A 25,286-nucleotide genomic window follows, 5' to 3' on the forward strand; every position below is an offset into this window, starting at 1 on the left:
ATGAAAACGCCCCCAAATGTTATTGTTGGCATATTTGTTTCGCCGACCGACACCAACCAATACTCTGAAGTGTGGATACCGTCTTATGGAGCAAAACCCGCAGTCACAGCTAAAGCTACTTGTCACCCGAGGTAAGGAGCAAGGCTATCTGACCTATGCTGAGGTCAATGACCATCTGCCGGAAGATATCGTCGATTCTGATCAGATAGAAGATATCATCCAAATGATCAATGACATGGGCATCCAGGTAATGGAAGAAGCACCTGATGCTGATGATCTCATGTTGGCAGAAAACACAAACGACACCGATGAAGACGCGGCGGAAGCGGCTGCGCAAGTGTTATCCAGTGTCGAGTCAGAAATCGGTCGTACCACCGATCCTGTTCGCATGTATATGCGCGAAATGGGTACGGTGGAGTTACTGACTCGCGAAGGTGAGATTGACATTGCAAAGCGCATTGAAGATGGCATCAACCAAGTGCAGTGCTCCGTTGCCGAATACCCTGAAGCGATTACTTATCTGCTGGAGCAGTATGATCGCGTTGAAGCCGGCGAAAGCCGTCTGTCTGATTTAATCACGGGTTTCGTCGATCCTAATGCAGAAGAAGATCTCGCACCAACCGCGACTCACGTTGGCTCAGAACTTCCTCAGGAAGAGCTTGACGACGACGAAGAGGATGACGATGAAGAGCGCGAGGATGATACTGACAGCGAAGATGATAACAGCATTGATCCAGAACTGGCGCGCCAGAAGTTTCTGGAACTACGTGAACAATATGAACTGACCCGTCAGTCAATCAAGAAGCACGGGCGCAGTCATCCAAGTACCGCAGCAGAAATATTGACCTTATCTGAGGTATTCAAACAGTTCCGTCTGGTACCGAAACAGTTTGATTATCTGGTCAGCAACATGCGTTCCATGATGGATCGTGTTCGTCTTCAAGAACGTCAAATCATGAAGATGTGTGTTGAACAGTGCAAAATGCCGAAGAAAAACTTCATCACGCTGTTCTCTGGCAATGAAACCACTGACACATGGTTCACCGCTGCAAAAGCAATGAACAAACCATGGTCTGATAAATTGCTGGAAGTTGAAGAAGAAATCATGCGTAGCCTGCAAAAGTTACGCCAAATCGAAGAAGAAACCGGCCTGACCATTGAGCAGGTCAAAGATATCAACCGTCGTATGTCCATCGGTGAAGCGAAAGCCCGCCGTGCGAAAAAAGAGATGGTTGAAGCTAACTTGCGTCTGGTTATTTCGATTGCGAAGAAATATACCAACCGCGGTCTGCAATTCCTCGATTTGATTCAGGAAGGTAATATCGGCCTGATGAAAGCAGTTGATAAATTTGAATACCGTCGTGGTTACAAATTCTCAACTTACGCGACATGGTGGATCCGTCAGGCAATCACGCGTTCTATCGCTGATCAGGCGCGTACCATCCGTATCCCGGTACATATGATTGAGACCATCAACAAACTTAATCGTATTTCCCGCCAGATGTTGCAGGAAATGGGTCGTGAGCCTTCACCAGAAGAGCTGGCGGAACGCATGTTGATGCCTGAAGACAAGATCCGCAAGGTACTGAAAATTGCCAAAGAGCCAATCTCCATGGAAACACCTGTAGGTGATGATGAAGATTCACATCTGGGCGATTTCATCGAGGATACTACCCTTGAACTGCCTCTGGATTCTGCCACTTCAGAAAGTCTGCGCTCTGCAACTCACGATGTGCTGGCTGGCCTGACTGCACGTGAAGCGAAAGTTCTGCGTATGCGTTTTGGTATTGATATGAACACTGACCATACACTGGAAGAAGTGGGTAAACAATTTGATGTAACCCGCGAACGTATTCGTCAGATCGAAGCCAAGGCCTTGCGTAAACTGCGCCACCCAAGCCGTTCTGAAGTACTGCGCAGCTTCCTTGATGACTAATCAACGAATTTGCTGATCAATCTGAAAAGCGTCTGTTCCGGCAGACGCTTTTTTATTATTCACGGATAAATCCCTGATATTCAAATAATGGCTTAAACCCGACACGTCGATACAACCCATTACCATCACGAGAAGCCTCTAAATAGCACTCAGTCACGCCTTGCTGTTTGGCTTCGTGCAATACCTGATTAATCAAGACAGAAGCATATCTCCTGCCCTGCATTTCCACCACTGTGCCGATATCATCAAAACGAGCAATATCGCCTTGCCTTGATAAAGTTAAAGCGCATACCGGTTGCCCTTCAACATATAACGCATAATGTTGCAAATCTTTTCCTGCCTCCAATGCCGCCTGATGGCATTTTCGATATTGCCCGGAAGTAGGGCCTTCTGTCTCAAATGCGCTTTCTACCGGAATTGCCCAATCATCCAGGCAGTGGTCAACACGCCTTATTTCATATTCCATCGCTGATGCGTCACTCATCTGCCAACCCATCAAATCAAGCTGCATGGCTGTAGTGGCACTATCAGGATCGGAGGAAAATCCTGCCTGCTGGATAACTGCCAGAATCTGACTATCTGGATCGATGGCAGCAATCATAAAAGGCACGCTAACGTGTTCATCCAGTAGCCTAATAGCCGTTTTAAGCTCTTCTGCGATTTTGACAGAGCTGCCTGTTACCAGTAGCAAATTTAATGCTAGGGTTTCAACGCCTGTCACATAAATCCGGACATCTTCGCTGATATGTTGATACATCTGGCTGATAGATGAGAAAAAGTGATCTTCTATTTGATGATAAGCCAGGATAGATGCAGATAAAGGATGTTTTTTCATATTAATTTACAAAGGTATTTTTTGTTGACTAAAGTCTAAACAAAGAACAGAAAATAATCAGAAAGACTTATTAAAAAAGCAATCAACATCACTAAGAATGATTTTGAACCACTCCCAGTGACTGTAAACATGTTAAAAAATACTAATTATTGTATATAAAACACGCATATGAATTTTGGGGACTAGACCTAATACCAAAGTGTGCCGTATAATCGTCTCACTTCAACGGCCCCTTAGCTCAGTGGTTAGAGCAGGCGACTCATAATCGCTTGGTCGCTGGTTCAAGTCCAGCAGGGGCCACCAGAATTATCAAGGGGTTGCATCAAAAATGCGACCCCTTAGTTTTTTTCAGGATACCTTCTGGCAGTAGCGTAAGGGATATAACCGATTAACGTCGCTACAGTAATGAACTGTTGTCGTATTTTTCTTTGTGATATTTATCACAAAAAATAATTGAAATACTAACTATAGTAATTAGTTGATTATAAATAGTCACTATTCGGGATTAGTCGGAAAATTATCAGGTTCAGCTATAGGCATTCCTTTCTGTTTGGTTAGGCAAGAATAAGCAAACTCATTAATATATTCTTCTTACCTTCTTTGACGTGATTTTTGCCAATTAACTAAGTTATATAAAATATAATTATTTATATGTTCAGCATGGATAAAATATAGCTGAAAATATCTTGATTGATTCCATTAATTTCAATCTCCCAATCATCACTATACCTTGCAACTTGCCTTAGCTATTCTGCACAACGTAACTATTTCACAATCTATTTTGTCTTATTTAACACGAGAGAAATAATGAAAACTTCACATAAGCTATTAATCAGTCTGGCTTGCGTCGTCGCCCTTGCAGGTTGCGCGCGTACCGCCCCCATATTAACGCCACAAACCACCTTCATGACGCAGAATTCACTGCCTTTGACTTCCGTAAAAAAAGCCATTTTGGAAGCAGGTAGGGAACACAAATGGGTAATGACCGTAGTTTCTCCTGGGCTTATTGATGGTTTCCTGAAGAATCGTAAGTATGACGTGCAAATACGCATCAACTATACCGCCAAAAACTACGTAATCAATTATGTTAATAGTCATAAATTAAGAGAGAGTGATGGAAAAATTCACCGTAACTATAATCGTTGGGTCGATGACCTGGATAAAGACATTCAGTTCAACTTAGCTCTGCTGGATAATCAATAAACACCGACTTTAAAGCCTATCCCAATTGATGTAATTATCTGATGCGATAGGTTTTCATTTAACCATTTTTATTCTGATTCCGCCTTTAATGCAGCGTTGAAAACAGTTTTCTCCTTGGCTCCTAAAGTGATTTATGATGTCGGTGGCAATACAGGAAAATGGGCATTGCGCTGCTGCCGATATGACAGTAAAGTCAGCGTCACTATTCTGGATTTACCCCAGCAAATAAAACTGGCTGAAGAAAATATACGCAGCCAAGGCATGGCTGACCGTATTTTCGGCTATCCTGTTGACATGTTATCGGATAACAACTTACCCACAGAAGCAGATATCTGGTGGATGAGCCAATTCTTGGATTGTTTTTCCGAAACACAAATTATAGGCATCTTACGCAAGATCTCAGCAGCAATGAAACCTGATGCACGAATCTGCATTATGGAGCTGTTCTGGGACTGCCAGCCTTTTGAAGCAGCGGCTTATAGTCTTAATGCGACCTCGCTTTATTTTACTTGTATGGCAAATGGCAATAGTCGTTTTTACAGCATTGATGACTTTACCCAATTCCTGAATAAAGCAGGGTTGGTAATAGAAAGCCAAATTGATCAGTTAGGGCTTGGACACACATTACTGATCTGCAAAAAGCAGTAACGAACGGTATTTCATGAAATTGACATTGGATATTACAGATTGGCAAGCCATCGCACCGGGACTTTCCATGGATGAAGAATGGAAAGAATGGTCTGCGGCATCACCCGCCGTTATTGATGGTTCATGCCCATTAGCAAAATGCTCCCAGTTACCCATGATGACGGCTCGTCGTCTCAGTTCAGGTAGCCGCCTTGCCGTAGACTGTGGTTTGACTATCCTTCGTCGCAATCAAGTCGATGCTATTGTTTATAGCAGTCGTCATGGTGAGTTGGAGCGCAATTACCAGATATTGCAGAATCTGGCACAGACAGAGAGCGTTTCGCCAACCAATTTTGCCATGTCAGTTCATAACTCTTCAGTCGGCAATCTGACCATTGTGGCTAAAGCGCCTCTGGTTTCCTCTTCCATTTCGGCAGGCATTGACAGTTTTCAGCAAGGTCTGTTTGAAGCCCTGACACTGCTCCATGCCGGTCATCGTAAAATCCTGCTCGTTGATTTTGATGGCGAGATCCCGGGCTTTTATCACAATGTTATTGATGCCAATACCCCAACCTATCCGTTTGCGGTAGCGCTGCTACTGGAGCAAGGCACTGGCCTGCGCTGTACAAAACGGTCTTCCACAAGGCCATCTTCTTCGGAAACCGAACCTAATCTTCCCCAAAGCTTACAGTTTCTCCATGGCTGGCTGCGAGGTGAGCAAAGTTTCACGGTTACCGGAGATCGTTGTCAATGGAATTGGAACCGATAAGATGGTGAAAAGAATTACAGTCAATATCGCTGAACGAATTAACTGGCTCTGGCGTCTGCTCATGACAGGGTTCTGTTTCGTCCTGTTTGGCGTAGGCGGGCTACTGCTTTCCCTTATCTGGTTTAATTTATTGCTGTTTTTTCAACGCAATGAAGACAAGCGATGCCGTCTTGCGCGCCACAGCATTTCGTTCAGCTTCCGTCTGTTCCTCTTTTTAACCAGAAAATTGGGCGTACTGGATTACCATTTTAGTGGTCTGGAAAAAATTCGCACAGACAAAGGCTGTTTGATCGTTGCAAATCATCCTACTTTGCTGGATTACGTCATACTGGCCTCAACTTTGCCGGATGTGGATTGCATCGTAAAATCAGCGCTGCTGCGCAATCCGTTTGTCAGTGGTGCAATCCGTTCTGCCCGTTATCTCATCAACAGCGATGCAGAAACTTTGCTTCCTGTTTGCCGCGAACGGTTAGCTTCCGGGCACAATATTCTGATTTTCCCGGAAGGAACGCGCACGACGCCGGGGCACCCTATTTCGCTTCAACGTGGGGCGGCCAATATCGCCGTGCGATGTGAGTGCGATTTACGGATCATACATATTACTTGCAGCCAGAAAATGTTAGATAAGAAAAGCAAGTGGTATCAAATTCCACCCCAAAAACCCATTTATACGATCACCATTGGTGAACAACTCACCAATGAAAATTTTGCTGTCGATACAGAGAACGGACACGCCATCGCTGCCCGTCAGCTCAATCGCCAGCTTACTCATTTATTAACACCATAAAATTAATCGATATCGGATACGATGATGCAAGAACTACACCCAAAACTACACAATGAAATAAAACAATTAATCATAGATACCCTGAATCTGGAAGAGCTCACACCTGCTGATATTGAAACCGATGCTCCCTTATTTGGTGATGGTTTAGGGCTAGACTCTATTGATGCGTTGGAACTGGGTTTGGCAGTCAAAAACCGTTATGGCATCGTCTTATCTTCCGAAAGTGAAGAGATGCGCCAGCACTTTTCTTCTGTCGCCGCACTGGCAACTTATATCCAGTCACAACAAGTATAAGAACAGGTGCCATCATGGAAAAACAAGCTATTTTTCAGGAAGTGTCACAACTCTTGGTTCAATTGTTTGAACTGTCCCCTGAAGACATTACGCCTGAATCACGTCTTTACGAAGATCTGGAACTCGACAGCATTGATGCGGTTGATATGGTCGTCCATTTGCAGAAAAAAACCGGCCGCAAGATCAAACCAGAAGCATTCAAATCTGTCCGCACGGTTCAGGACGTTGTGGATGCCGTGGAACAATTACTGAAAGAACAATAATCAGTACAACAGCAACAAGTATCTGGGTAGTTAATTGAAGCCATTGATTTTATTGTTCCGTATTGCCAATACCGTGATGTTGATCGCCTGGCCTTTTCTGGTGTGGGCGATGGTCAACTACGGGCAATTTCATGCAATATTAGTTGTCATTATTCTGTTTTTTGTTTTGCGATTACTGTTAAGCAAACACCAAACGCAAAATCAGCAAAAAGCGGGTTGGAATGCCGGATGGATATTATCCATAGCCGGAATAATTCTGGGGCTAGCCAGTTTATTCCTGCGCAACCATCAATTGCTGATGTACTACCCAGTGGTCGTTAATACCGTTCTGCTGATCCTGTTCGGTGGTTCATTGCATTATGGGCCTCCCATCATTGAAAGAATGGCCCGTTACAAAGAGCCGGATTTACCTCCAGAGGGCGTTATCTATACACGTAAAGTCACTTATATCTGGTGCCTGTTCTTTATGTTCAATGGCGCTGTAGCACTTGGGACTTGCCTGTATAACGATATGGCTTTATGGACATTGTGGAACGGAATGGTGAGTTATCTATTAATCGGGTTACTCATCACCGTTGAATGGCTGATACGCCAACGGGTAAAGAAAAGATGAAAGTACAACCCATATCCCAATGGCTATCAGAAGATAATTGCCCCAATAGAATCATCAGTTGGGGCAATCATGCTATCAGCCTGAATACACTCCGGCAGGATGTCATCGCCCTGTATTGGCGTCTCAAAGAGCGGAGTTTGCAAGACCAAGAACAGAAAACTCTCCGCTGGGCGCTGTGTTTTGAAGATAGTTACCATTTCTGTGTCGCACTACTGGCAACACTTCATGCCGGCCAGACTCCCGTTATTCCGGGGCACTGCCGTGAGGCTCAGTTGCAGGAACAACTGCCTCTGTTTGATGGTGTATTAACCGATTTGCCTCTGACTTTATCCTGTCCTTGCTGGCAAATCCTGCTGTCTAACCCAGAAGTTGATGTTATGGAAAAAGCCTCACCTGACATCACATTACCGGCTATCCCGGCTGATGCCGCTTTGGTGATGTTCACTTCCGGTTCAACGGGTAAACCTCAGCAAGTGATCAAACCTGTCGCAGTCATGGATCTTGAATCCCAATGGCTGGCGGCTTTATGGGGAAATCAACTGCAATCTTGTATTGTCAGAGCGTCGGTCAGTCATCAACATCTGTATGGTTTGACCTTCCGCATCTGGTTGCCTATGTCATTGGGTCTGCCATTCGACCGCAAAATGGTGGAGTTTCCCGAGCAACTCATCGGTAGCCCACGTTGCGTTCTGATCAGTAGCCCCGCCTTTTTACAAAGGCTTGATGACAAGCTTCCCGCACCAGAATGCGCTTTTGTGGTTTCGGCGGGCGGCCCTTTGCATTTTGCCCGTGCAGAACGGGTGCAACAATGGCTCAATATTCTCCCCAATGAAATTTATGGCTGTACCGAAACGGGCATCATGGCCTGGCGCGAGCGTAAAACAGACAATGCCGTTTGGACAACATTTGAGGATGTTTCATTCCGCGAGGATGAGGAAGGAAATCTACGCGTCTATTCTCCGCTGGTGACTGAACCCAAGGGCTTAATTTTGGATGATCGGTTTGCCTTCGATGACCGGGGCAATTTCACTTTATTGGGACGTCGTGACCGGCTGGTAAAAATTGAAGAAAAGCGCATTTCACTGTCTGAAATTGAGCGCCGTTTGTGTGACATTCATGGCATCGCTGATGCTGCGGCACTGCTCATCAATCGGGGAAAACGCAACTACATTGGCGCAGTCGTGGTGTTAGAGCATGAAGACTACGAACGCTATCAGCAACAAGGTGTTAATCAGTTTTCCCGACATTGGCGTTGCCAATTGAAGCCTTGGCTGGAACCCGTCGCATTACCCCGTTACTGGCGAGTGATCGAATCCATCCCCTTGAATGCCCAAAGCAAACGCTCATGGCCTGCGTTACAGGAGCTATTTAATGAAACCCATTGAAATTCACCGCGAGCGACCTGCTCAAAATGAGGCCATTATACAACTGTATTTAGATCCAGATTTGGCTTGGTTTCGTGGGCATTTTCCCATTCAACCGCTCTTGCCGGGTGTGGCCCAAATCGATTGGGTTATGCACTATGCTGAGACTTTACTCGCGCCAGACTGGTCTTTCTCTTCGATTGAAATGGTGAAATTCCAGTTTCCCCTGCAACCCCGTGACAAACTTCTGTTAAAAATGACGTGGGCAGAAGAAAAACAGCTTCTGGCCTTCAGCTATGAAGTGGAAGTTTCAAACGGCAGCGAACATCAGACTGCAAGCCAAGGAAAGATAAAGTTATGTCGCTGAGCGTGAACACCATTACGCCCTGCGTGGTTATTCCTTGTTATAACCACGGCGCAACCATGCCTGCTGTATTGGAAAGGTTATCGCCTTATCAACTTCACTGCTTTATCGTCGATGACGGAAGTGAAGCTGATACTCAACGTCGCCTTGAAGATTTGGCAAAATCGGTTCCCAGTGTGACGCTTATCCGCCTTGCACATAATCAGGGCAAAGGGGGGGCTGTTATGGCAGGAATGCGGGCTGCCGCAGATTCAGGATATAGCCACTCCCTACAGGTTGATGCAGATGGGCAACACTGTCTTGACGATATTCCCGCGTTTTTGGCAAAGGCGCAGCAGCATCCTAATAGCTTAATTTCCGGCAACCCGATATATGATGTTTCCGTGCCAAAATCCCGCCTTTATGGACGCTATATCACTCATTTCTGGGTTTGGGTGGAGACGCTTTCTTTTTCCATCAAAGACAGCATGTGTGGCTTCCGGGTTTATCCGTTGGCGCCTACACTGCAACTGTTGGCTAAAAAAGACATTGGCCGCAGGATGGATTTTGATATCGAAATCATGGTGCGGCTTTACTGGCAAGGAACAGAAAGTGAGTTTTTGCCGACAAAAGTGATTTATCCTGAAAATGGCTTGTCCCATTTCGATGCACTGCGGGATAACCTCAGCATTTCATGGATGCATACCCGTCTGTTTTTCAGCATGTTACCACGCATTCCCTCGCTGTTATGGCGTAAACGATTATGGCGCAACCACCGTCACTGGTCTGATATTAAAGAGCGCAAGGGGCTGCTGGGCATGAAGTTTATGCTGGCGGTTTATCGATGGCTCGGACGCAAACCCTTTGAGTGGCTGCTTTATCCTGTTGTTGGTTATTTCTGGGCCACTGGCGGCTCACAACGTCAGGCATCCCGCCAGTATCTTGCGCGTCTGAAACAGACCATGCAACGCAAAGGGGTCCCCATTCCACAACGCCTTGATAGTTACCGTCATTACCTGCGTTTCGGCGGAGCCATGTTGGATAAAATCGCAAGCTGGCGCGGTGATTTAAAATGGGGAAAAGATATCGAATTTGCACCAGACGCAGAACAGACGCTTTTGGATGGAAATTCAGGTGGCAAGCTGCTTCTGGTTTCGCATCTGGGCGACATTGAAGTTTGTCGGGCACTGGCACAAAAGGCAGGGAAACAAACCATCAATGCACTGGTGTTTACTGAACATGCCCAACGTTTCAAACAAATTATTGAAGAAGTCTCACCACAGGCAGGCATCAATTTATTGCCGGTGACGGATGTGGGAGCCGATACCGCCATCATGCTGAAAGAAAAAATTGATGCCGGTGAATGGGTCGCTATTGTCGGTGATCGGATTGCTGTTAATCCTTCCCGAGCCAATACCCAGCGTGTGGTTTGGAGCCAATTCCTTGGTCATCCTGCTCCCTTTCCGCAAGGGCCGTTTATCCTTGCATCGGTGTTGCGCTGCCCAGTACTGTTAATGTTCGCTCTCCGACAAAATAACCAATTCAGAATTTATTGTGAGCACTTCGCCAATCCGCTGGAACTGCCGCGTAAACAAAGAGAACAGGCATTGCAGCAGGCAGTGGATCACTACGCTTCCCGTCTGGAACATTACGCTCTGCAATCTCCCCTTGATTGGTTCAATTTTTTCGATTTCTGGCAATTGCCGGCTGATCGGACAAATAAGGAATAAAAAAATGCTGACTGATCCCCGTTTTACCGCCGAGGTCGAATTGACCGTGCCATTTCATGACGCAGATCCCATGGGCGTCGTTTGGCACGGAAATTACTTCCGCTATTTTGAAATTGCCCGTGAAGCGCTGATGAACCAATTCAATTATGGTTATAGCGAAATGCGCGAATCCGGCTATGTCTGGCCCGTCGTTGATGCCCGAATCAAATACCGTGCATCAGTGCGCTTCGAACAAAAAATACGCGTCAGGGCTACCATTGAAGAATTTGAAAACCGCCTGAAAATTGCTTACCAGATTTTTGATGCAGCAAGCGGCCAAAAAACAACAATGGGCTACACCATTCAGGTTGCCGTTTCCGAAGAAAAACAGGAGATGAGTTTTGTCAGCCCGGATATTCTATTCGAACGCATGGGAGTTAGACCGTGAAAAAATGGCGCTGGATGCTGCTATTCCTGACAGCGAATTTCCTGATAATCAATAACGTGGCACATGCCGTTACCCTTGAAGAGTTACAACAGCGCTTTACACACCAGCCTGTTGTTCGGGCGCACTTTACACAGGAGCGTCAAATTCAGGGTATGCCTCAACCTCTGCGTTCCAGCGGTGATATGTTGGTTTCACAGCATAAGGGGCTGTGGTGGCATCAGCAGAAACCTTTCCCGCTGACACTGGTATTGGATGACAGCCATATGGTGCAAATCATGCCGGATCAAGCGCCTCAGGTGATTACCGCTGACTCCAATCCACAACTGTTTCAGTTCAATCATTTGATGCGGGCCTTATTTCAGGCCGATCGTGCCGTGCTGGAAGAAAATTTCAAAATCGAGTTCAGTGACTTAGGGCAGGAACAGTGGCGTTTGGTACTAACTCCAAAGACGTCTCCTTTAGACAAACTGTTCACGGCAATTACCCTGAACGGTCAAACTAATCTTGATGCTATTTTACTCACCGATCGCCAGGGTGATCGCACAGAATTATCGTTTACTCAACACCGACTGACTCCTGAGACGCTAAGCCATGAAGAAGAGCAACACTTCAAATTCTGAGCCGCGTCTGCTGGCATTATTCTGGCTGCTCATGTGCACTATCTTACTGATATCACTGACAGCCTTGTTACCTCAATCCCGCTTGTCCACCAGCGTACTGGCTTTACTGCCTGCACAAAGTGCCGGAGAGATGCCGCCCGCGTTGCAAGAAGAGTTCATACAACGTCTTGATCGCCAATTGGTCTGGATGGTCAGTCCGGGGAAGAAAGAAGATTCTGCACCTGCGCAATATTGGCTGGAACATCTGCAAAAAAACTCATTTCTGACCCATGTTAAAGGGCCAATGACCGCAGAACAGCAACAAGCATGGGGACGCTTTTACTATGAGCACCGTAATGCGATGCTCGATCCTGTTACCCGTGACAGGCTGAAAGACGATGGCAGTCAGCAGGCAAACTGGATACTGTCTCAGGTTTACTCCGCCTTTTCCGGTGTCAGTGGGCAAGAGCTCAGCAATGATCCCTTGATGCTGGTCAGGGGTTCACAACTGGCGCTTCAACAAACATCCAGCCAATTACGCCTTCAGAATGGCTGGCTGGTTGCTAAAGATGAGTCAGGAAGAAACTGGTATCTGCTCCACGGAGAGCTGAACAGTTCCTCTTTTGATATGCAGCAAGGGCATCATGCTGTCACTGAACTTGATAAATTGCAGCAAACCTTGAAAACGCAATTTCCTGATGCCGAAGTCATTTCACGGGGAACCCTGTTTTACAGCGATTACGCGACACAACAGGCAAAACACGATATTTCGACATTAGGCAGCGCTACTGTGCTTGGTGTACTGCTACTCATTTATGGAGTGTTCCGCTCTTTAAAGCCATTGTTGTTGTGTGTTCTGTCCATCAGTATCGGCGCTCTGGCCGGAACCGTGGCAACTTTGGGTGTTTTTGGCGAATTGCATTTTATGACGCTGGTGATGAGCATCAGCATCATCGGTATTTCTGCTGACTACGCCATTTATTATCTGACAGAGCGCATGGTGCACGGGCAGGAAGTCACACCGTGGCAAAGCATGCGAAAAGTGTTGCCTGCTTTATTAATGGCGTTGGCGACCACTGTTATTGCTTATCTCATCATGATGTTTGCCCCCTTCCCCGGCCTGCGCCAATTGGCTGTATTTGCCGCTGCGGGGCTGACCGCTTCCTGCTTAACCGTCGTCTGCTGGTATCCCCGACTGGCTAAAAATCTGCCTGTTCGCCCAATTCCTGCCATGATTATGCTAATGCGCTGGCTGGCTTTATGGAGACGTAATCGTCTGTTTTATACCGGGTTGCCCGCTATGCTGGCAGTTTTTGCTTTATTGGGGATCTCTCGTTTGCACGTCAATGATGACATTGCCCAATTGCAGGCTCTGCCACAGGATATCCATCAACAGGAAAAACACATTGCCGCACTGACCGGGCAGCGAAGTGACCAAAAATGGTTCGTGGTTTACGGCGATAATGCAGAACAAACATTACAGCGACTGGAGTCTTTTATCCCCAAACTGGATGCAGAAAAACAGCAAGGTAATATCAGTCAGTACCAGCGTCTGCCCCTTTCCTCTCTGGCACAACAGCAGCGGGATCTTGGGCTTATCAAGGCCGCCATTCCCAATATCATGGCCCGTTTGGCAGACGCGGGACTGACAATCAAACAGCCAGATATCCACCCTATGACGGTCATGCCGAATGACTGGCTCGACAGTGTGGTCAGTGAAGGCTGGCGCCTGATGTGGATAACCCTGCCAAACGGTCAAAGCGGCGTCCTGCTACCCGTCAACGGTGTTAAGGACAGTGTGCTGATGCGCCAATTAGCGGAGAAACAGGCAGGTGTCAGTTGGATCGACCGCAAACTGGCTTTTGATGAAATGTTTCAGTTTTACCGCACCATGCTTGGCTGGTTGCTGGTGGGTTCAATCATCTTGATCGCCGTCAGTTATATTATCCGGCTGGGCCTGCGCCGGGGTGTCATCAGTATATTGCCATCATTGCTGTCATTAGGGTGTGGATTGGCTGTTCTCGGTTTTAGCGGCTATAGCCTTAACTTATTCTCAATCTTGGCGCTGGTTTTGGTGCTGGGTATTGGTATCAACTACACCCTGTTTTTCAGCAATCCCCGTGGTACACCACTCACCTCGTTGCTGGCAATCAGTGTAGCAATGTGTACTTCATTGCTCACGCTGGGCATGTTGGTATTCAGTAGTACCCAAGCAATCAGTAGCTTTGGCATTGTGTTATGCAGCGGGATCTTTAGCGCATTCCTGCTCTCTCCACTGGCAATGCCTGAGCGCCCAAAAAGGAAAAAGACATCATGATACGGATAGTTATTTTATCTCTGGTTTGCCTGTTGGCAGCATGTACGAATTTCCCACAGGATAGCTCGCCCAGTGCGTGGCTAAAGCCGGGTATACGTGTTTCTCTGCCAGAACCGAGTATTACGCCTGCGATTAATGAACAACAATTGTTAACAGCCACAGTCAAAGGCAAACAACAATCACTGATTGTGTTGCTTAGTGCCAATGAACAGCACTTGTCACTTGCCGGGTTATCTTCGTTAGGCATTCGGTTATTCAAACTGGATTACGACAAAAACGGCATCCAGGCCGAGCAATCTATTGTTTTGCCGGAACTTCCACCAGCCAATCAAGTATTGGCTGATATCATGCTGAGTTATTGGCCTGTTTCCGCCTGGCAGACCCGGCTTCCTTCTGGCTGGACACTCAAGGACAGCGGCAATTTCCGCCAACTACACGACAAAGATGGGAAATTAATCACAGAAATTCAATATGATACTGCGAATGGCAAACGATACCCGATTCGCGTCCAGCAGTTCATTTTTGGCTATAACATCGCCATTCAGCATCTGGAAGAGTAAAACATGATTTATATTTCTGCCGTGGGTATGCTCAATGCCTTGGGTAATAATATGGATGAAATCGCCCAGAACCTCGTGCTCGGCCAAGCCCCCGGCATGTATAAGCGTTCTGGCTGGTTGCAGCCTGATAAAACCTGCTGTCTGGGCAGTGTTGACGGTGAATTACCCACCATTCCTGATGCTCTGTATAAGCACAACAGCCGTAATAACCGCTTACTACTGGCTGCCTTGATGCAAATAAAACCACAAGTGGATGAAGCTATCGCCCGTTTCGGACGGGAACGTATCGCAATCATCATGGGAACCAGTACATCTGGCCTTGACGAAGGTGATCAGCATGTTAGCCGAACAGTTAACCAACAACCTGATGAAGAGTACCATTATTATCAGCAGGAACTGGGCGACCCTTCCCGCTTCCTTGCCAATTACCTTGATACTGACGGGCCGGCATTCACCATCTCCACGGCCTGTTCATCCAGTTCACGGGCGGTTATCACGGGTCAGCGCCTGATTGAAATGGGAATGGTCGATGTGGCAATTGTCGGTGGCGCAGACACACTAAGCCGCATGCCAATCAATGGCTTCGATAGCCTTGAATCCCTCTCTTCAACACGGTGTGAACCATTCTGTGAAAACCGTGAAGGCATTACCATTGGGGAAGCCTCAACATTACTGCTGCTGACACGGGAACCCCAGCCTATTGCACTGCTCGGTGCTGGAGAATCCAGTGATGCATGGCATATGTCAGCCCCTCATCCTGAAGGAAAAGGGGCGATTGAAGCTATCAACATGGCATTGGACAGCGCAGGGTTATCTCCCGCCGAAATAGGTTATATCAACCTGCATGGCACTGGCACAAAATTAAATGACCAAATGGAATCCCTCGTCATCAATCAGATTTTCGGCGAAAACACCCCGTGCAGTTCAACCAAATATTTAACCGGTCATACTCTGGGTGCGGCTGGCGCATGTGAAGCCGGTCTTTGCTGGTTATTGCTTACCCGCAACTTACCTCTGCCTGTACAAGATTTTTCGCGTTCAGGTATTGATACTTCACTGGTTGCCTGTGGCCTTCTGACTCAGCCCGAACCACTGGAAAAACCGATCATCATGTCGAACTCTTTTGCCTTTGGTGGAAACAATACCAGCCTGATATTGGGAGCCGTATAATGCCTGACTATTTACCGGTAGATTGTTACCTCCCCCATGAAGCACCGATGGTGTTACTGGAAAAAGTGATCAACGTTTCCAGTGACCATGTCCATTGCCAAGTTACCGTCAGCAAAGAAGGTGTTCTGTCTCCTTTTCTTAACGAGGAAGGCCACCTGCCGGGATGGTTTGCCATTGAAATCATGGCGCAAACCATTGGCGTTTGGTCTGGCTGGCATCGCAGGGAAGGAAAAGAAGAAGATTCCGCATTGGGCATGTTACTCGGTGGGCGTGCAGTACGATGTCATGTCCCTGCTTTCACACAGGGCAGTGTGCTGGATATCCAGATGAATCTATTACTGCAAGATGGAAAAGTTGGCAGCTTTGAAGGTTCGATCAGTTGTAACGGCACGGTGCTGGCAACTGGCCGCCTGAATACCTACCAACCAGATAAAACAGAACTTAAACAATTATTTCAAAGGGATGGAGTAGCATAATGCGTTCAGTTCTAGTGACCGGTGCCAGCAAAGGGATCGGCAGAGCAATTGCCTGCCGACTGGCAGCAGACGGATTCAACGTCATCGTTCATTATCACAGTGATGCTAAAGGCGCAGAAAAAACACTGGAACACATTCAGGCAAACGGCGGCCACGGCCGTGTACTGAAATTTGATGTTTCAGATCGCACCATTTGCCGTGAAGTACTGGAAAAAGATATCGAAAACCACGGTGCTTATTATGGCATTGTCTGCAACGCCGGCATCGCCAAAGACGGGGCTTTTCCTGCTTTAGAAGGCAGTGACTGGGATAGCGTCATTCATACCAATTTGGATGGTTTCTACAATGTTATTCATCCCTGTGTAATGCCAATGATCGGTTTACGTCAGGGAGGACGCATCATCACTTTGTCATCCGTGTCTGGCTTGATGGGCAACCGCGGACAGGTCAATTACAGTGCAGCCAAAGCGGGCATTATCGGGGCCACCAAAGCGCTGGCAATCGAACTGGCGAAAAGAAAAATCACGGTGAACTGCATTGCGCCGGGATTAATTGGCACGGATATGATCCAAATGGAAGAAGCAGCCTTGAAAGAGGCCATGAATATGATCCCGATGAAACGCATGGGGCAAGCCGATGAAGTCGCCGGCCTCGCCAGCTATCTGATGTCTGATATCGCAGGCTATGTGACCCGTCAGGTCATTTCAATCAACGGAGGAATGCTATGAGCCATAATGGAACAACACGCCGGGTAGTTATTACGGGAATGGGCGGCATTACCGCTCTGGGACACGACTGGCAATCCGTTTCCGCAGGCTTGAAAGCGGGTATCAACACCGTCCGACAAATGCCGGCATGGGCAGAATATGACGGGCTTAATACCCACCTCGGTGCGCCGGTCACGGACTTCATTTTGCCCGAACACTATACCCGTAAACGCATTCGCTCCATGGGGCGTGTTTCTCTGATGTCTACGCGCGCTACAGAGCTGGCTTTAGGGATGGCAGGTTTATTGGATGATCCCATCCTGACCAATGGGGAAACAGGCATTGCTTATGGTTCTTCGACGGGCAGTACCAAGCCGGTCAGTGAATTTGCGACCATGCTGACGGAAAAGCACACCAATAACATCACAGGTACAACTTATGTACAGATGATGCCACATACCACTGCCGTCAACACCGGGCTGTTCTTTGGCCTGCGTGGCAGAGTGATCCCAACCTCAAGTGCCTGCACATCAGGTAGTCAGGCGATCGGTTATGCGTGGGAAGCTATCCGTCATGGCTATCAAACCGTAATGGTCGCGGGTGGCGCGGAAGAGCTGTGTCCATCCGAAGCAGCGGTATTTGATACCCTGTTCGCCACCAGCCAGAAAAATGAAGCCCCAAAAACCACACCTTCCCCATTTGATGTTAACCGCGACGGGCTGGTGATTGGTGAAGGCGCTGGCACGCTGATCCTTGAAGAATTGGAACACGCCAAAGCACGTGGTGCCAAAATTTATGGTGAAATCATCGGATTTGCGACTAACTGTGATGCTTCCCATATCACTCAGCCAAAATCCGAAACCATGCAGATATGTATTGAAATGGCGCTGAAATCAGCAGGCTTACAGCCAGCCGATATCGGTTACCTCAGCGCTCACGGAACGGCAACCGATCGGGGAGATGTGGCAGAGAGTCAAGCCACTGCCAATATCTTTGGCAACCAAACGGCTATCTCTTCACTGAAAAGCTATTTCGGCCATACACTGGGGGCCTGTGGCGCGCTTGAAGCCTGGTTAGCGCTGGAAATGATGAATGAAGGCTGGTTTGCACCCACCATCAATCTCAACGAGGTTGACCCCGCTTGTGGTGAGTTGGATTACATCATGCACCAACCGCGTCAAATCCAGACCGAGTTTATCCAAAGTAATAACTTTGCCTTCGGTGGTATTAATACTTCAATAGTGATCCAACGCTGGGCATAAACATTAAAGGCCATCGGATGGTTAACCCGATGGCATTTAATCTCTTCCGTTCAACTCAGATACATTATTACGAATCTAATCTATCACTGCGGATAGTTTAATTCTGCTAAATTCGGATAGCATTCCATAACCGAATCAGTCCGAAATTTAGATTATTTATCAATGCCAAGGATTTAATTTTTAGGATTAAATATAATCAAATAGAAATACACTTGATAAATTCATCAGAGAAATAGAATAAGTGTTTTGATTACAAAACTATTCCCAATAACCACCACCGAAGATTGTGGCAGATATCGTTCCTATTCCAGTTCCTTCAAATTGTGCGATTTTATTTAAAGGTGAATCTGTAAAAGCCGTAGCCGCAGTAATAGGTGTCATAACTGCAACAAAAGCTGTTCCTTTCTCATAAAGGTTATTAATATCATCATCATAAACGAACAAATGGCCGGAAAACTCTCCTTTTCCCGGTGATCCTAATCCCCCCAGCTTTTCCGTAAAAAGTTTTCGCACCTTCAACATATAGAGTACATGTATAGTAAAAAAAGTAACTTGTTAAGACAAATTTACCTTCATAAATCTTTTCACTCATGAGTATCAGTTTTTCTCGTTGTATCTCTGTGTAAGAAACAGCTATAGTCCGCACCACTCAAGGTCATTGGGTGACTTACCTACTGCTTAAATCACCAAGATATATCCCAGTCCTTGGCATATATCGTGATCGCCATTCGGCAAAATCTTGATGAGAAGCAGCGCATTTCTGGATGATTTTTTATGTGGAGACGACAGTAGTGAAACTGCTGCGCAACAATGACAGTGCATTTGTACCTGTTACGGGTTTGACTGTTTTTGCAATTGCTTCTGGTTACCTAATGAGCTTAATTCCATTGTCGATGGCAAGTTTCAACATCGATACGATTTATGCCAGTTGGTTAGCCAGTGCTTATTATACCGGTCTATTAATAGGCTCAATGATGATTGAACCTGTTATTGCGAAAATAGGTCACCGTCTTTCCTTTATTGTTTTTTTGTTGCTTCTGGCTGCAACAGTGGTTGTATTGCCTTTTTTTCCAAATAAAGAAATCTGGTTGCTTATTCGTTGTATGGCCGGCATCGCTGTTGCCGGGGTTTTTGTCGTGGTCGAATCCTGGCTATTGATTGGAGATAATCCCAAAGAGCGTGCAAAACGCTTAAGCTTCTACATGACATCACTCTACGGCGGAACAACTTTGGGTCAGTTGTTGATTGGGCCTATCGGGACTCAGGGAATGCTCCCTTTTATGATCGTTTCCGCTCTACTTCTGCTAGCGATTTTGCCGCCATTATTCGTGCGTCATGGGCAACCGCCTCCGCTTCACCATCAGAGTTTTTCACTGAAAAAAATCACCCAATTCAGTAAGCCAGCTATCGTTGGTTGTATAACATCCGGCATTGTCATGGGCACTATCTACGGGTTGATGCCTTTGTCATTAAGCCAAAGTCATTTTAATGCCGATCAGGTTGGTGTGTTGATGGCCGCAGTTATTCTGGGTGGAATGGTTATACAGCCAATTATCAGTAAGCTATCTGTTATCATGAGCAAAACTTTCCTACTGGCCCTGGTTTCATTACTGGGTGTGTTTGCCGTAGGAGTGACGTATCTTTTTGAACATTATATTGTGACGATAGTGGCGCTGGCTCTGTTGGGAATGTCTTCTTTTGCCCTGTATCCCGTTGCTATCACCCTGGCCTGTGACAAGCTGGATTCATCCTATATCGTAGCTGCAAGTCAGGTCATGCTGTTAAGTTACAGCATCGGTTCTGCTATCGGGCCTCTGGGCGCGGGGCATCTTATGCTGCAACACTATTTCAATGGTCAGCATAACGGGTTAATGAGCTTCTTTTTTATTGTTTTGTTAGCTACAGCAATTTATATGCTACTGGCAAGTTTGCGTCGCAAAGACCGCGTATTGGCAAGCTAATACAAAATAATCCTGAATCTGATGAAAGCGTCGCAAACTGTGGCGCTTTTTTATTTTTAGCCCTCAAATAGCTTCTTCAAGATCAGAGCTTGTTTGTTCAGCGCTGGATTTTCACACCCTAAGCGTTAATATTTCAAATAGAGCAAACAAATGTGTTTACTGTGATGATCAAATCAAGAGTGTAAAAATGTCATCAAGGATAAATTACATTACATCATTTTTACTTTAAGATAGCCGAAAAAACATTCAACCAAAAAACGATAAAAATATGTGGAGGTATTAAATGCAAATACAACAAGCTACCGAAGCTGATTTCACAACACTTATTCAGATTTGGGAAGCCTCCGTACTTGCTACTCATGATTTTCTTCCTAAGGCCATGATTGAGACTTTGCGTCCACTAATCCTTAATGATTATTTGCCCAATCTCACTGTCTATAAGGCGTTGGATGAGCAACATAATATCGTCGGATTTATCAGTACCGCTCAACATCGCGTGGAAATGTTGTTTATTACACCACAAGCCCGGGGGACAGGGGTTGGCAAGATGTTGCTAAAATTTGCCATTGATAAGTTAAAAGTCAGTGAGTTAGATGTCAATGAGCAAAATACACAAGGTGTTGGCTTCTACCAACATATGGGATTTCAGGTTTTTTCCCGCTCAGAACTTGATGGGCAAGGAAACCCATTTCCGCTATTGCATATGAAACTGGCCTGAACGCTCAATATCCCAATAAAACCCAATAAAAATAGAATCATTCCCTGAAAACCTCAAAATATTAAACCTCGTTCTGAGGTTTTCTGGATAATCGATAATAACCATCCTGTAGAAAAACCATGACTTATCCAATACTTATACATAGAACACAAAAAGAATAATCATTAACTAAATTAAACAAACAGCAATTAATTCATTAATCGAATGATTATTATAAATTAATCTGTATTAGAATAAGATTTAAAAATGACAACAAAGAAAATAGTCCTTTATATAAAATAAATAAAACTAAAGTAATGGAATATTTTGTAAATATTTAAGTAAAGTTTAAAAAATCAATGATATAATGAGGGGCGTATACGTATTTTTTATTTCTATTGAGTTTGAGTATTAATGAATTATCTACAACAACCTGCATCTTCAGGAGTGAAGCTATTTGCTGATCTCGTCGGAAAACGTGTTACTCCAGGGGAACACTGGTATTCTTCCAGTAACCGCACTAAATTTGCACTTCGCAGCATCCTGACACCGGTGTCTACGTTGAAGCTCTTGGATAGTCTTGCCAAGACACCACGCTATTTGGATATTTTAAAAAAACAACCCAGTTTGCCTTGCAAATTACATCGCCCGTATTTAAGTATTAATTTTAAACGCAAACAGATTGTCTGCGCGCTGAATGAACATTATAAGTTACTGTTCCAACAATTAGAGCCAACTGTTATCAGTAGTATATTTGATATTCATGCTTATCTGTTGGCAACTATTCACGGAAAGAATGAATCATTTATGATTTACATTGATTCATTGGATAATTTGAATAAAGAAGGGGAGCTTTCTTTATATATTACCACCGCAGAAAATGTCATTCTGGCAAAGTGTGCATTTACTTTATTAATGGTGGATGGCAAACAAACGCTGTTTATTGGTGTATTACAAGGGCCTGCCAAAGGGGATAATTCTCTGGAGATTATCCGCCATGCAACGAAAGAGTGTTATGGATTATTTCCTAAGCGCCTATTGATTGAAGCTATCTGCTGTTTTGCCGCACATGTGGATTGCGAGCAAATTTTGGCGGTCAGTAATGAGACTCATATCTACCGCAGCATTCGTTATTGGCATAAAAAGAAAAACCAGATGGTAGCCGATTATAACTCCTTCTGGGAATCATTAAGTGGGGTCAGAAAGGAAAATAATGATTTCCATTTACCCTCAATCATAGAAAGAAAATCGCTGGATGATATCCCCAGTAAAAAGCGCGCCGAATATCGTCGTCGCTATCAATTACTGGATGAATTGGAAAACAGCATCAAAGCATCCCTTACGGCCTGATCCCGATCAGAAAGGAATACTTTGGCTGACATTTAACGCGGCTGCGCCATTAACCATGTAAGATGAGTCTTAATGGCGGGCCACTCATTCAGAAGAATACTATAAACGCAAGTGTCTCGTATCGAACCATCCTTAGCTCTCAAGTGACTGCGCAGAATACCATCCAGTTTTGCTCCCAACCGTTCAATCGCTCTGCGGCTCTGTTGATTCAGAAAATGAGTTCGAAGCTCCACCGCTACACACCCCAATTCTTCAAACGCATACTGCAATAGCAAAAACTTTGCTTCCGTATTAATTGCAGTACGTTGAACAGAACGTGCATACCACGTAGAACCTATTTCCAATCTGGGGGTATTGGCATCAATATTCATATAGGTTGTCATCCCAACGGCGGCTCCCGTTGCATTATCGATGACAGTGAAAGGCAGCATACTTCCCTTGGCATGCAGGGCTAGACGACGTTCAATATCCGCCGCGACATTTGTCGGATAAGGCACGCTGGTATACCACAATTTATGTAATTGCCCATCGTCTATGGCCCGGACGAATTCACCATGTTTATCATGTGACAACGGCTCTAAGGTTACACTTTTTCCTGCCAATGTGACCCAGTCAGTGATTTTTTTCATGCTTATCTACCATTGTTGAAGAATACATTGGCAGTATGCATAGTTAAAAAATACACGACAATCATAAATAAAAGCCATTTCTTGCCTAATGGACTCTTATTCAAATGCTGTTGATATTTTTTCTATACCTAATAGATTTCATGATACTTGTCACAATCAATTAACAAAGAGATTCCAATCAAGCTGGAACTGTCTAAATTTGATAACTATCTCATCCGACCACTTAGCCATAACCAAGTGAAGAACTTAAGTCATACGAAAAAAATAATACTTTTTGAGTAACCAAATATTTGATGGAGAATGCAATGAGCAATTACCCTCACCTGCTTGCACCGCTGGATTTGGGCTTTACCACGTTAAAAAATCGTGTATTGATGGGATCAATGCATACGGGGCTTGAGGAACATCCCAATGGTGCTCAACGGTTGGCCCAGTTCTATGCAGAACGGGCGGCCGGCGGTGTCGCATTAATTGTGACGGGCGGTATCGCGCCAAATCCACAGGGCGTTGTTACTGCCGGGGCAAGCTTCCTGAATAGTGAAGACTCCCTGCCCCACCATAAGATTGTCACGGATGCCGTTCATCAGGCTGGTGGGAAAATTGCCCTGCAAATCCTGCATGCGGGACGTTACAGCTACCAAAAAAATCTCGTCGCGCCCTCCGCCATTCAGGCACCCATTAATCCCTTTACGCCCCGGGAAATGTCCGGGGAAGATATCCAGCAAACCATCAGGGATTTCGCCCGCTGCGCCCAGCTTGCCCAACAGGCAGGCTATGATGGTGTTGAGGTCATGGGTTCAGAAGGCTATCTCATCAATCAGTTTCTGGTTTCCCGCACTAATCATCGGCAAGATAAATGGGGTGGATCTTTCGAAAACCGGATGCGCTTTGCGCTGGAAATTGTCAAAGCTGTCCGAGCCATTGCGGGAGAGCACTTTATCATTATCTATCGCCTTTCTATGCTGGATTTAGTGGAAGATGGTTCTAACTGGCAGGAAATAGAGCAACTGGCGTTAGAGATTGAAAAAGCAGGCGCATCCATCATCAACACCGGCATCGGCTGGCATGAAGCCCGTATTCCAACGATTGCAACTATGGTGCCCAGAGCCGGATTCAGTTGGGTGACTCAAAAATTAATGGGGAAAGTCAGCATCCCTTTAATTACGACCAACCGTATCAACGATCCTCAGGTTGCCGAACAAATTCTCAGTGAAGGTTGTGCCGATATGGTTTCCATGGCCCGCCCTTTCCTTGCTGATGCTGAATTTGTGTTGAAGGCGGAGCAGAACCGGGCGGACGAAATCAATACTTGCATCGGCTGCAACCAAGCTTGTCTGGATAGAATATTTGTCGGCAAGCTGACCTCGTGTTTGGTTAATCCACGCGCCTGCCACGAAACTGAATTCATTGCCGAGCCAGCAAAAGCCCCCAAAACAATTGCCGTTATCGGCGCAGGGCCTGCGGGTTTATCCTTTGCAGTCACAGCTGCCAGCCGTGGGCATCATGTCACGCTATTTGAACGTGAGAACAGAATTGGCGGACAATTTAATATCGCCAAACAAATTCCCGGCAAAGAAGAATTTCATGAAACTTTGCGTTATTTTGATCGCCAATTGGCATTGAATGGCGTCGATGTGCGGCTCAACCAGACCGCAACTGCCGATCAACTTTCCTCATTTGATGAGGTCGTCATCGCAACAGGTATTACGCCACGCACTCCCAATATTGACGGCATTGACCATGAAAAAGTGCTGACTTATCTGGATGTATTGAAACATAAACGGCAAGTCGGAAAATATGTCGCCATTATCGGTGCTGGCGGCATTGGTTTTGATACCGCAGAATATCTGAGCCAAAACGGGCAAAGCTCCAGCTTGAGCAGCCATGCGTTTAGCCATGAATGGGGGATTGATCAGTCAATTATGCATCGGGGCGGATTATGCCCAGAAGGAGCAAAAGCAGAGCATTCCCCACGGAAAATTTACCTGCTGCAACGCAAGGACTCGAAAGTTGGTGATGGCTTAGGAAAAACCACGGGGTGGGTACATAGAGCCAGCCTGTTAATGCGGGGCGTAACGATGCTAAACAGCGTTCAATACCTGAAAATTGATGATCAAGGGCTGCATATTCGTCGTGGTGATGAGCAACAATGCCTTGAAGTGGATAACGTCATTATTTGTGCGGGACAGGAGCCACAGAAAGAACTCTATCAACCTTTACAAGCAATGGGAAAAAGCGTGCATGTGATTGGTGGTGCGGATGTCGCTGCTGAATTAGATGCCCGCCGAGCAATCGATCAAGGGACCCGTTTAGCGTTTAAGATTTAATGAACAGATGCTGAATAAATAGAATTTTAATACAAAAAAC

25 protein-coding genes, 1 tRNA gene and 2 pseudogenes are annotated in these 25,286 nt (G+C 45.8%); 24 read left to right on the forward strand and 4 right to left on the reverse strand.

The window, feature by feature from the left end; genetic code table 11:
- Positions 1–85 precede the first annotated feature (85 nt).
- Complete coding sequence (gene rpoD, locus AAC854_RS03635; RefSeq protein ID WP_340615926.1) at positions 86–1,936, forward strand: RNA polymerase sigma factor RpoD; 1,851 nt, start codon at positions 86–88, stop codon at positions 1,934–1,936.
- A gap of 55 nt (positions 1,937–1,991) precedes the next feature.
- Here the strand turns inward: rpoD and AAC854_RS03640 are convergent, their stop codons facing one another.
- Complete coding sequence (locus tag AAC854_RS03640; RefSeq protein WP_340615927.1) at positions 1,992–2,771, reverse strand: GNAT family N-acetyltransferase; 780 nt, start codon at positions 2,769–2,771, stop codon at positions 1,992–1,994.
- Between the two features lie 227 nt (positions 2,772–2,998).
- Here AAC854_RS03640 and AAC854_RS03645 point away from each other — a divergent pair.
- From AAC854_RS03645 to AAC854_RS03735, 19 genes and pseudogenes are all read left to right on the forward strand, one after another.
- Positions 2,999–3,074 (forward strand) — tRNA-Ile (locus AAC854_RS03645).
- 504 nt (positions 3,075–3,578) lie between these two features.
- Positions 3,579–3,974 (forward strand): hypothetical protein, encoded by a 396-nt coding sequence (locus tag AAC854_RS03650; RefSeq protein WP_340615928.1) that lies wholly within the window; start codon positions 3,579–3,581, stop codon positions 3,972–3,974.
- 51 nt (positions 3,975–4,025) lie between these two features.
- A pseudogene (locus AAC854_RS03655) lies at positions 4,026–4,622 on the forward strand (methyltransferase); the annotation flags it as partial.
- A gap of 13 nt (positions 4,623–4,635) precedes the next feature.
- Positions 4,636–5,370 carry a beta-ketoacyl synthase chain length factor gene (locus AAC854_RS03660; protein WP_340615929.1) on the forward strand — a complete coding sequence of 245 codons (735 nt, stop codon included), beginning with the start codon at positions 4,636–4,638 and terminating at the stop codon, positions 5,368–5,370.
- A 1-nt stretch (position 5,371) separates the two neighbouring features.
- Positions 5,372–6,157: a lysophospholipid acyltransferase family protein gene (locus AAC854_RS03665; protein WP_273549322.1), complete on the forward strand. Its 786-nt coding sequence runs from the start codon at positions 5,372–5,374 to the stop codon at positions 6,155–6,157.
- Between the two features lie 24 nt (positions 6,158–6,181).
- On the forward strand, positions 6,182–6,451 hold the full coding sequence (locus AAC854_RS03670; protein ID WP_047963953.1) for a phosphopantetheine-binding protein: 270 nt from the start codon (positions 6,182–6,184) through the stop codon (positions 6,449–6,451).
- Positions 6,452–6,462: 11 nt separating this feature from the next.
- Positions 6,463–6,714: an acyl carrier protein gene (locus tag AAC854_RS03675; RefSeq protein ID WP_074020222.1), complete on the forward strand. Its 252-nt coding sequence runs from the start codon at positions 6,463–6,465 to the stop codon at positions 6,712–6,714.
- 34 nt (positions 6,715–6,748) lie between these two features.
- Positions 6,749–7,327, forward strand: a complete 579-nt coding sequence (locus AAC854_RS03680; protein WP_340615930.1) for a COG4648 family protein — start codon at positions 6,749–6,751, stop codon at positions 7,325–7,327.
- Positions 7,324–8,712: an AMP-binding protein gene (locus tag AAC854_RS03685; RefSeq protein ID WP_340615931.1), complete on the forward strand. Its 1,389-nt coding sequence runs from the start codon at positions 7,324–7,326 to the stop codon at positions 8,710–8,712. The genes AAC854_RS03680 and AAC854_RS03685 overlap by 4 nt, the downstream gene beginning before the upstream one ends.
- Positions 8,699–9,058, forward strand: coding sequence for an ApeI family dehydratase (locus AAC854_RS03690; protein ID WP_273549312.1), 360 nt, complete (start codon positions 8,699–8,701; stop codon positions 9,056–9,058). The genes AAC854_RS03685 and AAC854_RS03690 overlap by 14 nt, the downstream gene beginning before the upstream one ends.
- The gene (locus AAC854_RS03695; RefSeq protein ID WP_340615972.1) at positions 9,055–10,764 is read left to right on the forward strand and encodes a glycosyltransferase family 2 protein; all 1,710 of its coding nucleotides are present in this window, start codon (positions 9,055–9,057) and stop codon (positions 10,762–10,764) included. Before AAC854_RS03690 ends, AAC854_RS03695 begins: the two co-directional genes overlap by 4 nt.
- Positions 10,765–10,768: 4 nt before the next feature.
- Positions 10,769–11,191 carry an acyl-CoA thioesterase gene (locus AAC854_RS03700; protein WP_340615932.1) on the forward strand — a complete coding sequence of 141 codons (423 nt, stop codon included), beginning with the start codon at positions 10,769–10,771 and terminating at the stop codon, positions 11,189–11,191.
- Positions 11,192–11,205: 14 nt separating this feature from the next.
- Complete coding sequence (locus AAC854_RS03705) at positions 11,206–11,811, forward strand: LolA family protein (protein WP_340615973.1); 606 nt, start codon at positions 11,206–11,208, stop codon at positions 11,809–11,811.
- Positions 11,783–14,107 carry an MMPL family transporter gene (locus AAC854_RS03710; RefSeq protein WP_340615933.1) on the forward strand — a complete coding sequence of 775 codons (2,325 nt, stop codon included), beginning with the start codon at positions 11,783–11,785 and terminating at the stop codon, positions 14,105–14,107. The genes AAC854_RS03705 and AAC854_RS03710 overlap by 29 nt, the downstream gene beginning before the upstream one ends.
- The gene (locus AAC854_RS03715) at positions 14,104–14,667 is read left to right on the forward strand and encodes a DUF3261 domain-containing protein (RefSeq protein ID WP_340615934.1); all 564 of its coding nucleotides are present in this window, start codon (positions 14,104–14,106) and stop codon (positions 14,665–14,667) included. The genes AAC854_RS03710 and AAC854_RS03715 overlap by 4 nt, the downstream gene beginning before the upstream one ends.
- A gap of 3 nt (positions 14,668–14,670) precedes the next feature.
- Complete coding sequence (locus AAC854_RS03720) at positions 14,671–15,837, forward strand: beta-ketoacyl-[acyl-carrier-protein] synthase family protein (protein WP_340615935.1); 1,167 nt, start codon at positions 14,671–14,673, stop codon at positions 15,835–15,837.
- Positions 15,837–16,313: a hotdog family protein gene (locus AAC854_RS03725; RefSeq protein WP_340615936.1), complete on the forward strand. Its 477-nt coding sequence runs from the start codon at positions 15,837–15,839 to the stop codon at positions 16,311–16,313. Before AAC854_RS03720 ends, AAC854_RS03725 begins: the two co-directional genes overlap by 1 nt.
- Positions 16,310–17,041 (forward strand): 3-ketoacyl-ACP reductase FabG2, encoded by a 732-nt coding sequence (locus AAC854_RS03730; protein ID WP_340615974.1) that lies wholly within the window; start codon positions 16,310–16,312, stop codon positions 17,039–17,041. The genes AAC854_RS03725 and AAC854_RS03730 overlap by 4 nt, the downstream gene beginning before the upstream one ends.
- On the forward strand, positions 17,038–18,282 hold the full coding sequence (locus tag AAC854_RS03735; RefSeq protein WP_340615937.1) for a beta-ketoacyl-ACP synthase: 1,245 nt from the start codon (positions 17,038–17,040) through the stop codon (positions 18,280–18,282). The genes AAC854_RS03730 and AAC854_RS03735 overlap by 4 nt, the downstream gene beginning before the upstream one ends.
- Positions 18,283–18,540: 258 nt before the next feature.
- Here AAC854_RS03735 and AAC854_RS03740 read toward each other — a convergent pair whose 3' ends face one another.
- On the reverse strand, positions 18,541–18,804 hold the full coding sequence (locus AAC854_RS03740) for a hypothetical protein (protein ID WP_340615938.1): 264 nt from the start codon (positions 18,802–18,804) through the stop codon (positions 18,541–18,543).
- A gap of 1 nt (position 18,805) precedes the next feature.
- Positions 18,806–18,874 (reverse strand): annotated as a pseudogene (locus AAC854_RS24195) (hypothetical protein); the annotation flags it as partial.
- A gap of 172 nt (positions 18,875–19,046) precedes the next feature.
- On the opposite strand from AAC854_RS24195, the gene AAC854_RS03745 reads away from it, so the two are divergent.
- The 3 genes from AAC854_RS03745 to AAC854_RS03755 all read left to right on the forward strand — a co-directional run bounded on the left by AAC854_RS03745 (position 19,047) and on the right by AAC854_RS03755 (position 22,290).
- Positions 19,047–20,243: an MFS transporter gene (locus AAC854_RS03745; protein WP_340615939.1), complete on the forward strand. Its 1,197-nt coding sequence runs from the start codon at positions 19,047–19,049 to the stop codon at positions 20,241–20,243.
- A gap of 283 nt (positions 20,244–20,526) precedes the next feature.
- On the forward strand, positions 20,527–20,961 hold the full coding sequence (locus tag AAC854_RS03750; protein WP_340615940.1) for an acetyltransferase: 435 nt from the start codon (positions 20,527–20,529) through the stop codon (positions 20,959–20,961).
- 393 nt (positions 20,962–21,354) lie between these two features.
- Positions 21,355–22,290, forward strand: coding sequence for a VirK/YbjX family protein (locus AAC854_RS03755; protein ID WP_340615941.1), 936 nt, complete (start codon positions 21,355–21,357; stop codon positions 22,288–22,290).
- A gap of 32 nt (positions 22,291–22,322) precedes the next feature.
- Here AAC854_RS03755 and AAC854_RS03760 read toward each other — a convergent pair whose 3' ends face one another.
- Complete coding sequence (locus tag AAC854_RS03760) at positions 22,323–22,919, reverse strand: GNAT family N-acetyltransferase (protein WP_340615942.1); 597 nt, start codon at positions 22,917–22,919, stop codon at positions 22,323–22,325.
- 305 nt (positions 22,920–23,224) lie between these two features.
- Here AAC854_RS03760 and AAC854_RS03765 point away from each other — a divergent pair, with 305 nt between their 5' ends.
- Positions 23,225–25,246, forward strand: coding sequence for an oxidoreductase (locus tag AAC854_RS03765; RefSeq protein ID WP_340615943.1), 2,022 nt, complete (start codon positions 23,225–23,227; stop codon positions 25,244–25,246).
- The last annotated feature ends 40 nt before the right edge of the window (positions 25,247–25,286 follow it).

Origin of the sequence: Xenorhabdus entomophaga, from assembly GCF_037996725.1 — a bacterium.
GTDB classification, from domain to species: Bacteria; Pseudomonadota; Gammaproteobacteria; order Enterobacterales; family Enterobacteriaceae; genus Xenorhabdus; species Xenorhabdus khoisanae.

Coding starts and splice junctions, on each gene's coding strand:
- rpoD (WP_340615926.1), top strand. CDS start 86: ATGGAGCAAAACCCGCAGTCACAGCTAAAGCTACTTGTCACCCGAGGT.
- AAC854_RS03640 (WP_340615927.1), bottom strand. CDS start 2,771: ATGAAAAAACATCCTTTATCTGCATCTATCCTGGCTTATCATCAAATA.
- AAC854_RS03650 (WP_340615928.1), top strand. CDS start 3,579: ATGAAAACTTCACATAAGCTATTAATCAGTCTGGCTTGCGTCGTCGCC.
- AAC854_RS03660 (WP_340615929.1), top strand. CDS start 4,636: ATGAAATTGACATTGGATATTACAGATTGGCAAGCCATCGCACCGGGA.
- AAC854_RS03665 (WP_273549322.1), top strand. CDS start 5,372: ATGGTGAAAAGAATTACAGTCAATATCGCTGAACGAATTAACTGGCTC.
- AAC854_RS03670 (WP_047963953.1), top strand. CDS start 6,182: ATGCAAGAACTACACCCAAAACTACACAATGAAATAAAACAATTAATC.
- AAC854_RS03685 (WP_340615931.1), top strand. CDS start 7,324: ATGAAAGTACAACCCATATCCCAATGGCTATCAGAAGATAATTGCCCC.
- AAC854_RS03690 (WP_273549312.1), top strand. CDS start 8,699: ATGAAACCCATTGAAATTCACCGCGAGCGACCTGCTCAAAATGAGGCC.
- AAC854_RS03700 (WP_340615932.1), top strand. CDS start 10,769: ATGCTGACTGATCCCCGTTTTACCGCCGAGGTCGAATTGACCGTGCCA.
- AAC854_RS03705 (WP_340615973.1), top strand. CDS start 11,206: ATGCTGCTATTCCTGACAGCGAATTTCCTGATAATCAATAACGTGGCA.
- AAC854_RS03710 (WP_340615933.1), top strand. CDS start 11,783: ATGAAGAAGAGCAACACTTCAAATTCTGAGCCGCGTCTGCTGGCATTA.
- AAC854_RS03715 (WP_340615934.1), top strand. CDS start 14,104: ATGATACGGATAGTTATTTTATCTCTGGTTTGCCTGTTGGCAGCATGT.
- AAC854_RS03720 (WP_340615935.1), top strand. CDS start 14,671: ATGATTTATATTTCTGCCGTGGGTATGCTCAATGCCTTGGGTAATAAT.
- AAC854_RS03725 (WP_340615936.1), top strand. CDS start 15,837: ATGCCTGACTATTTACCGGTAGATTGTTACCTCCCCCATGAAGCACCG.
- AAC854_RS03735 (WP_340615937.1), top strand. CDS start 17,038: ATGAGCCATAATGGAACAACACGCCGGGTAGTTATTACGGGAATGGGC.
- AAC854_RS03740 (WP_340615938.1), bottom strand. CDS start 18,804: ATGTTGAAGGTGCGAAAACTTTTTACGGAAAAGCTGGGGGGATTAGGA.
- AAC854_RS03745 (WP_340615939.1), top strand. CDS start 19,047: ATGATTTTTTATGTGGAGACGACAGTAGTGAAACTGCTGCGCAACAAT.
- AAC854_RS03750 (WP_340615940.1), top strand. CDS start 20,527: ATGCAAATACAACAAGCTACCGAAGCTGATTTCACAACACTTATTCAG.
- AAC854_RS03755 (WP_340615941.1), top strand. CDS start 21,355: ATGAATTATCTACAACAACCTGCATCTTCAGGAGTGAAGCTATTTGCT.
- AAC854_RS03760 (WP_340615942.1), bottom strand. CDS start 22,919: ATGAAAAAAATCACTGACTGGGTCACATTGGCAGGAAAAAGTGTAACC.
- AAC854_RS03765 (WP_340615943.1), top strand. CDS start 23,225: ATGAGCAATTACCCTCACCTGCTTGCACCGCTGGATTTGGGCTTTACC.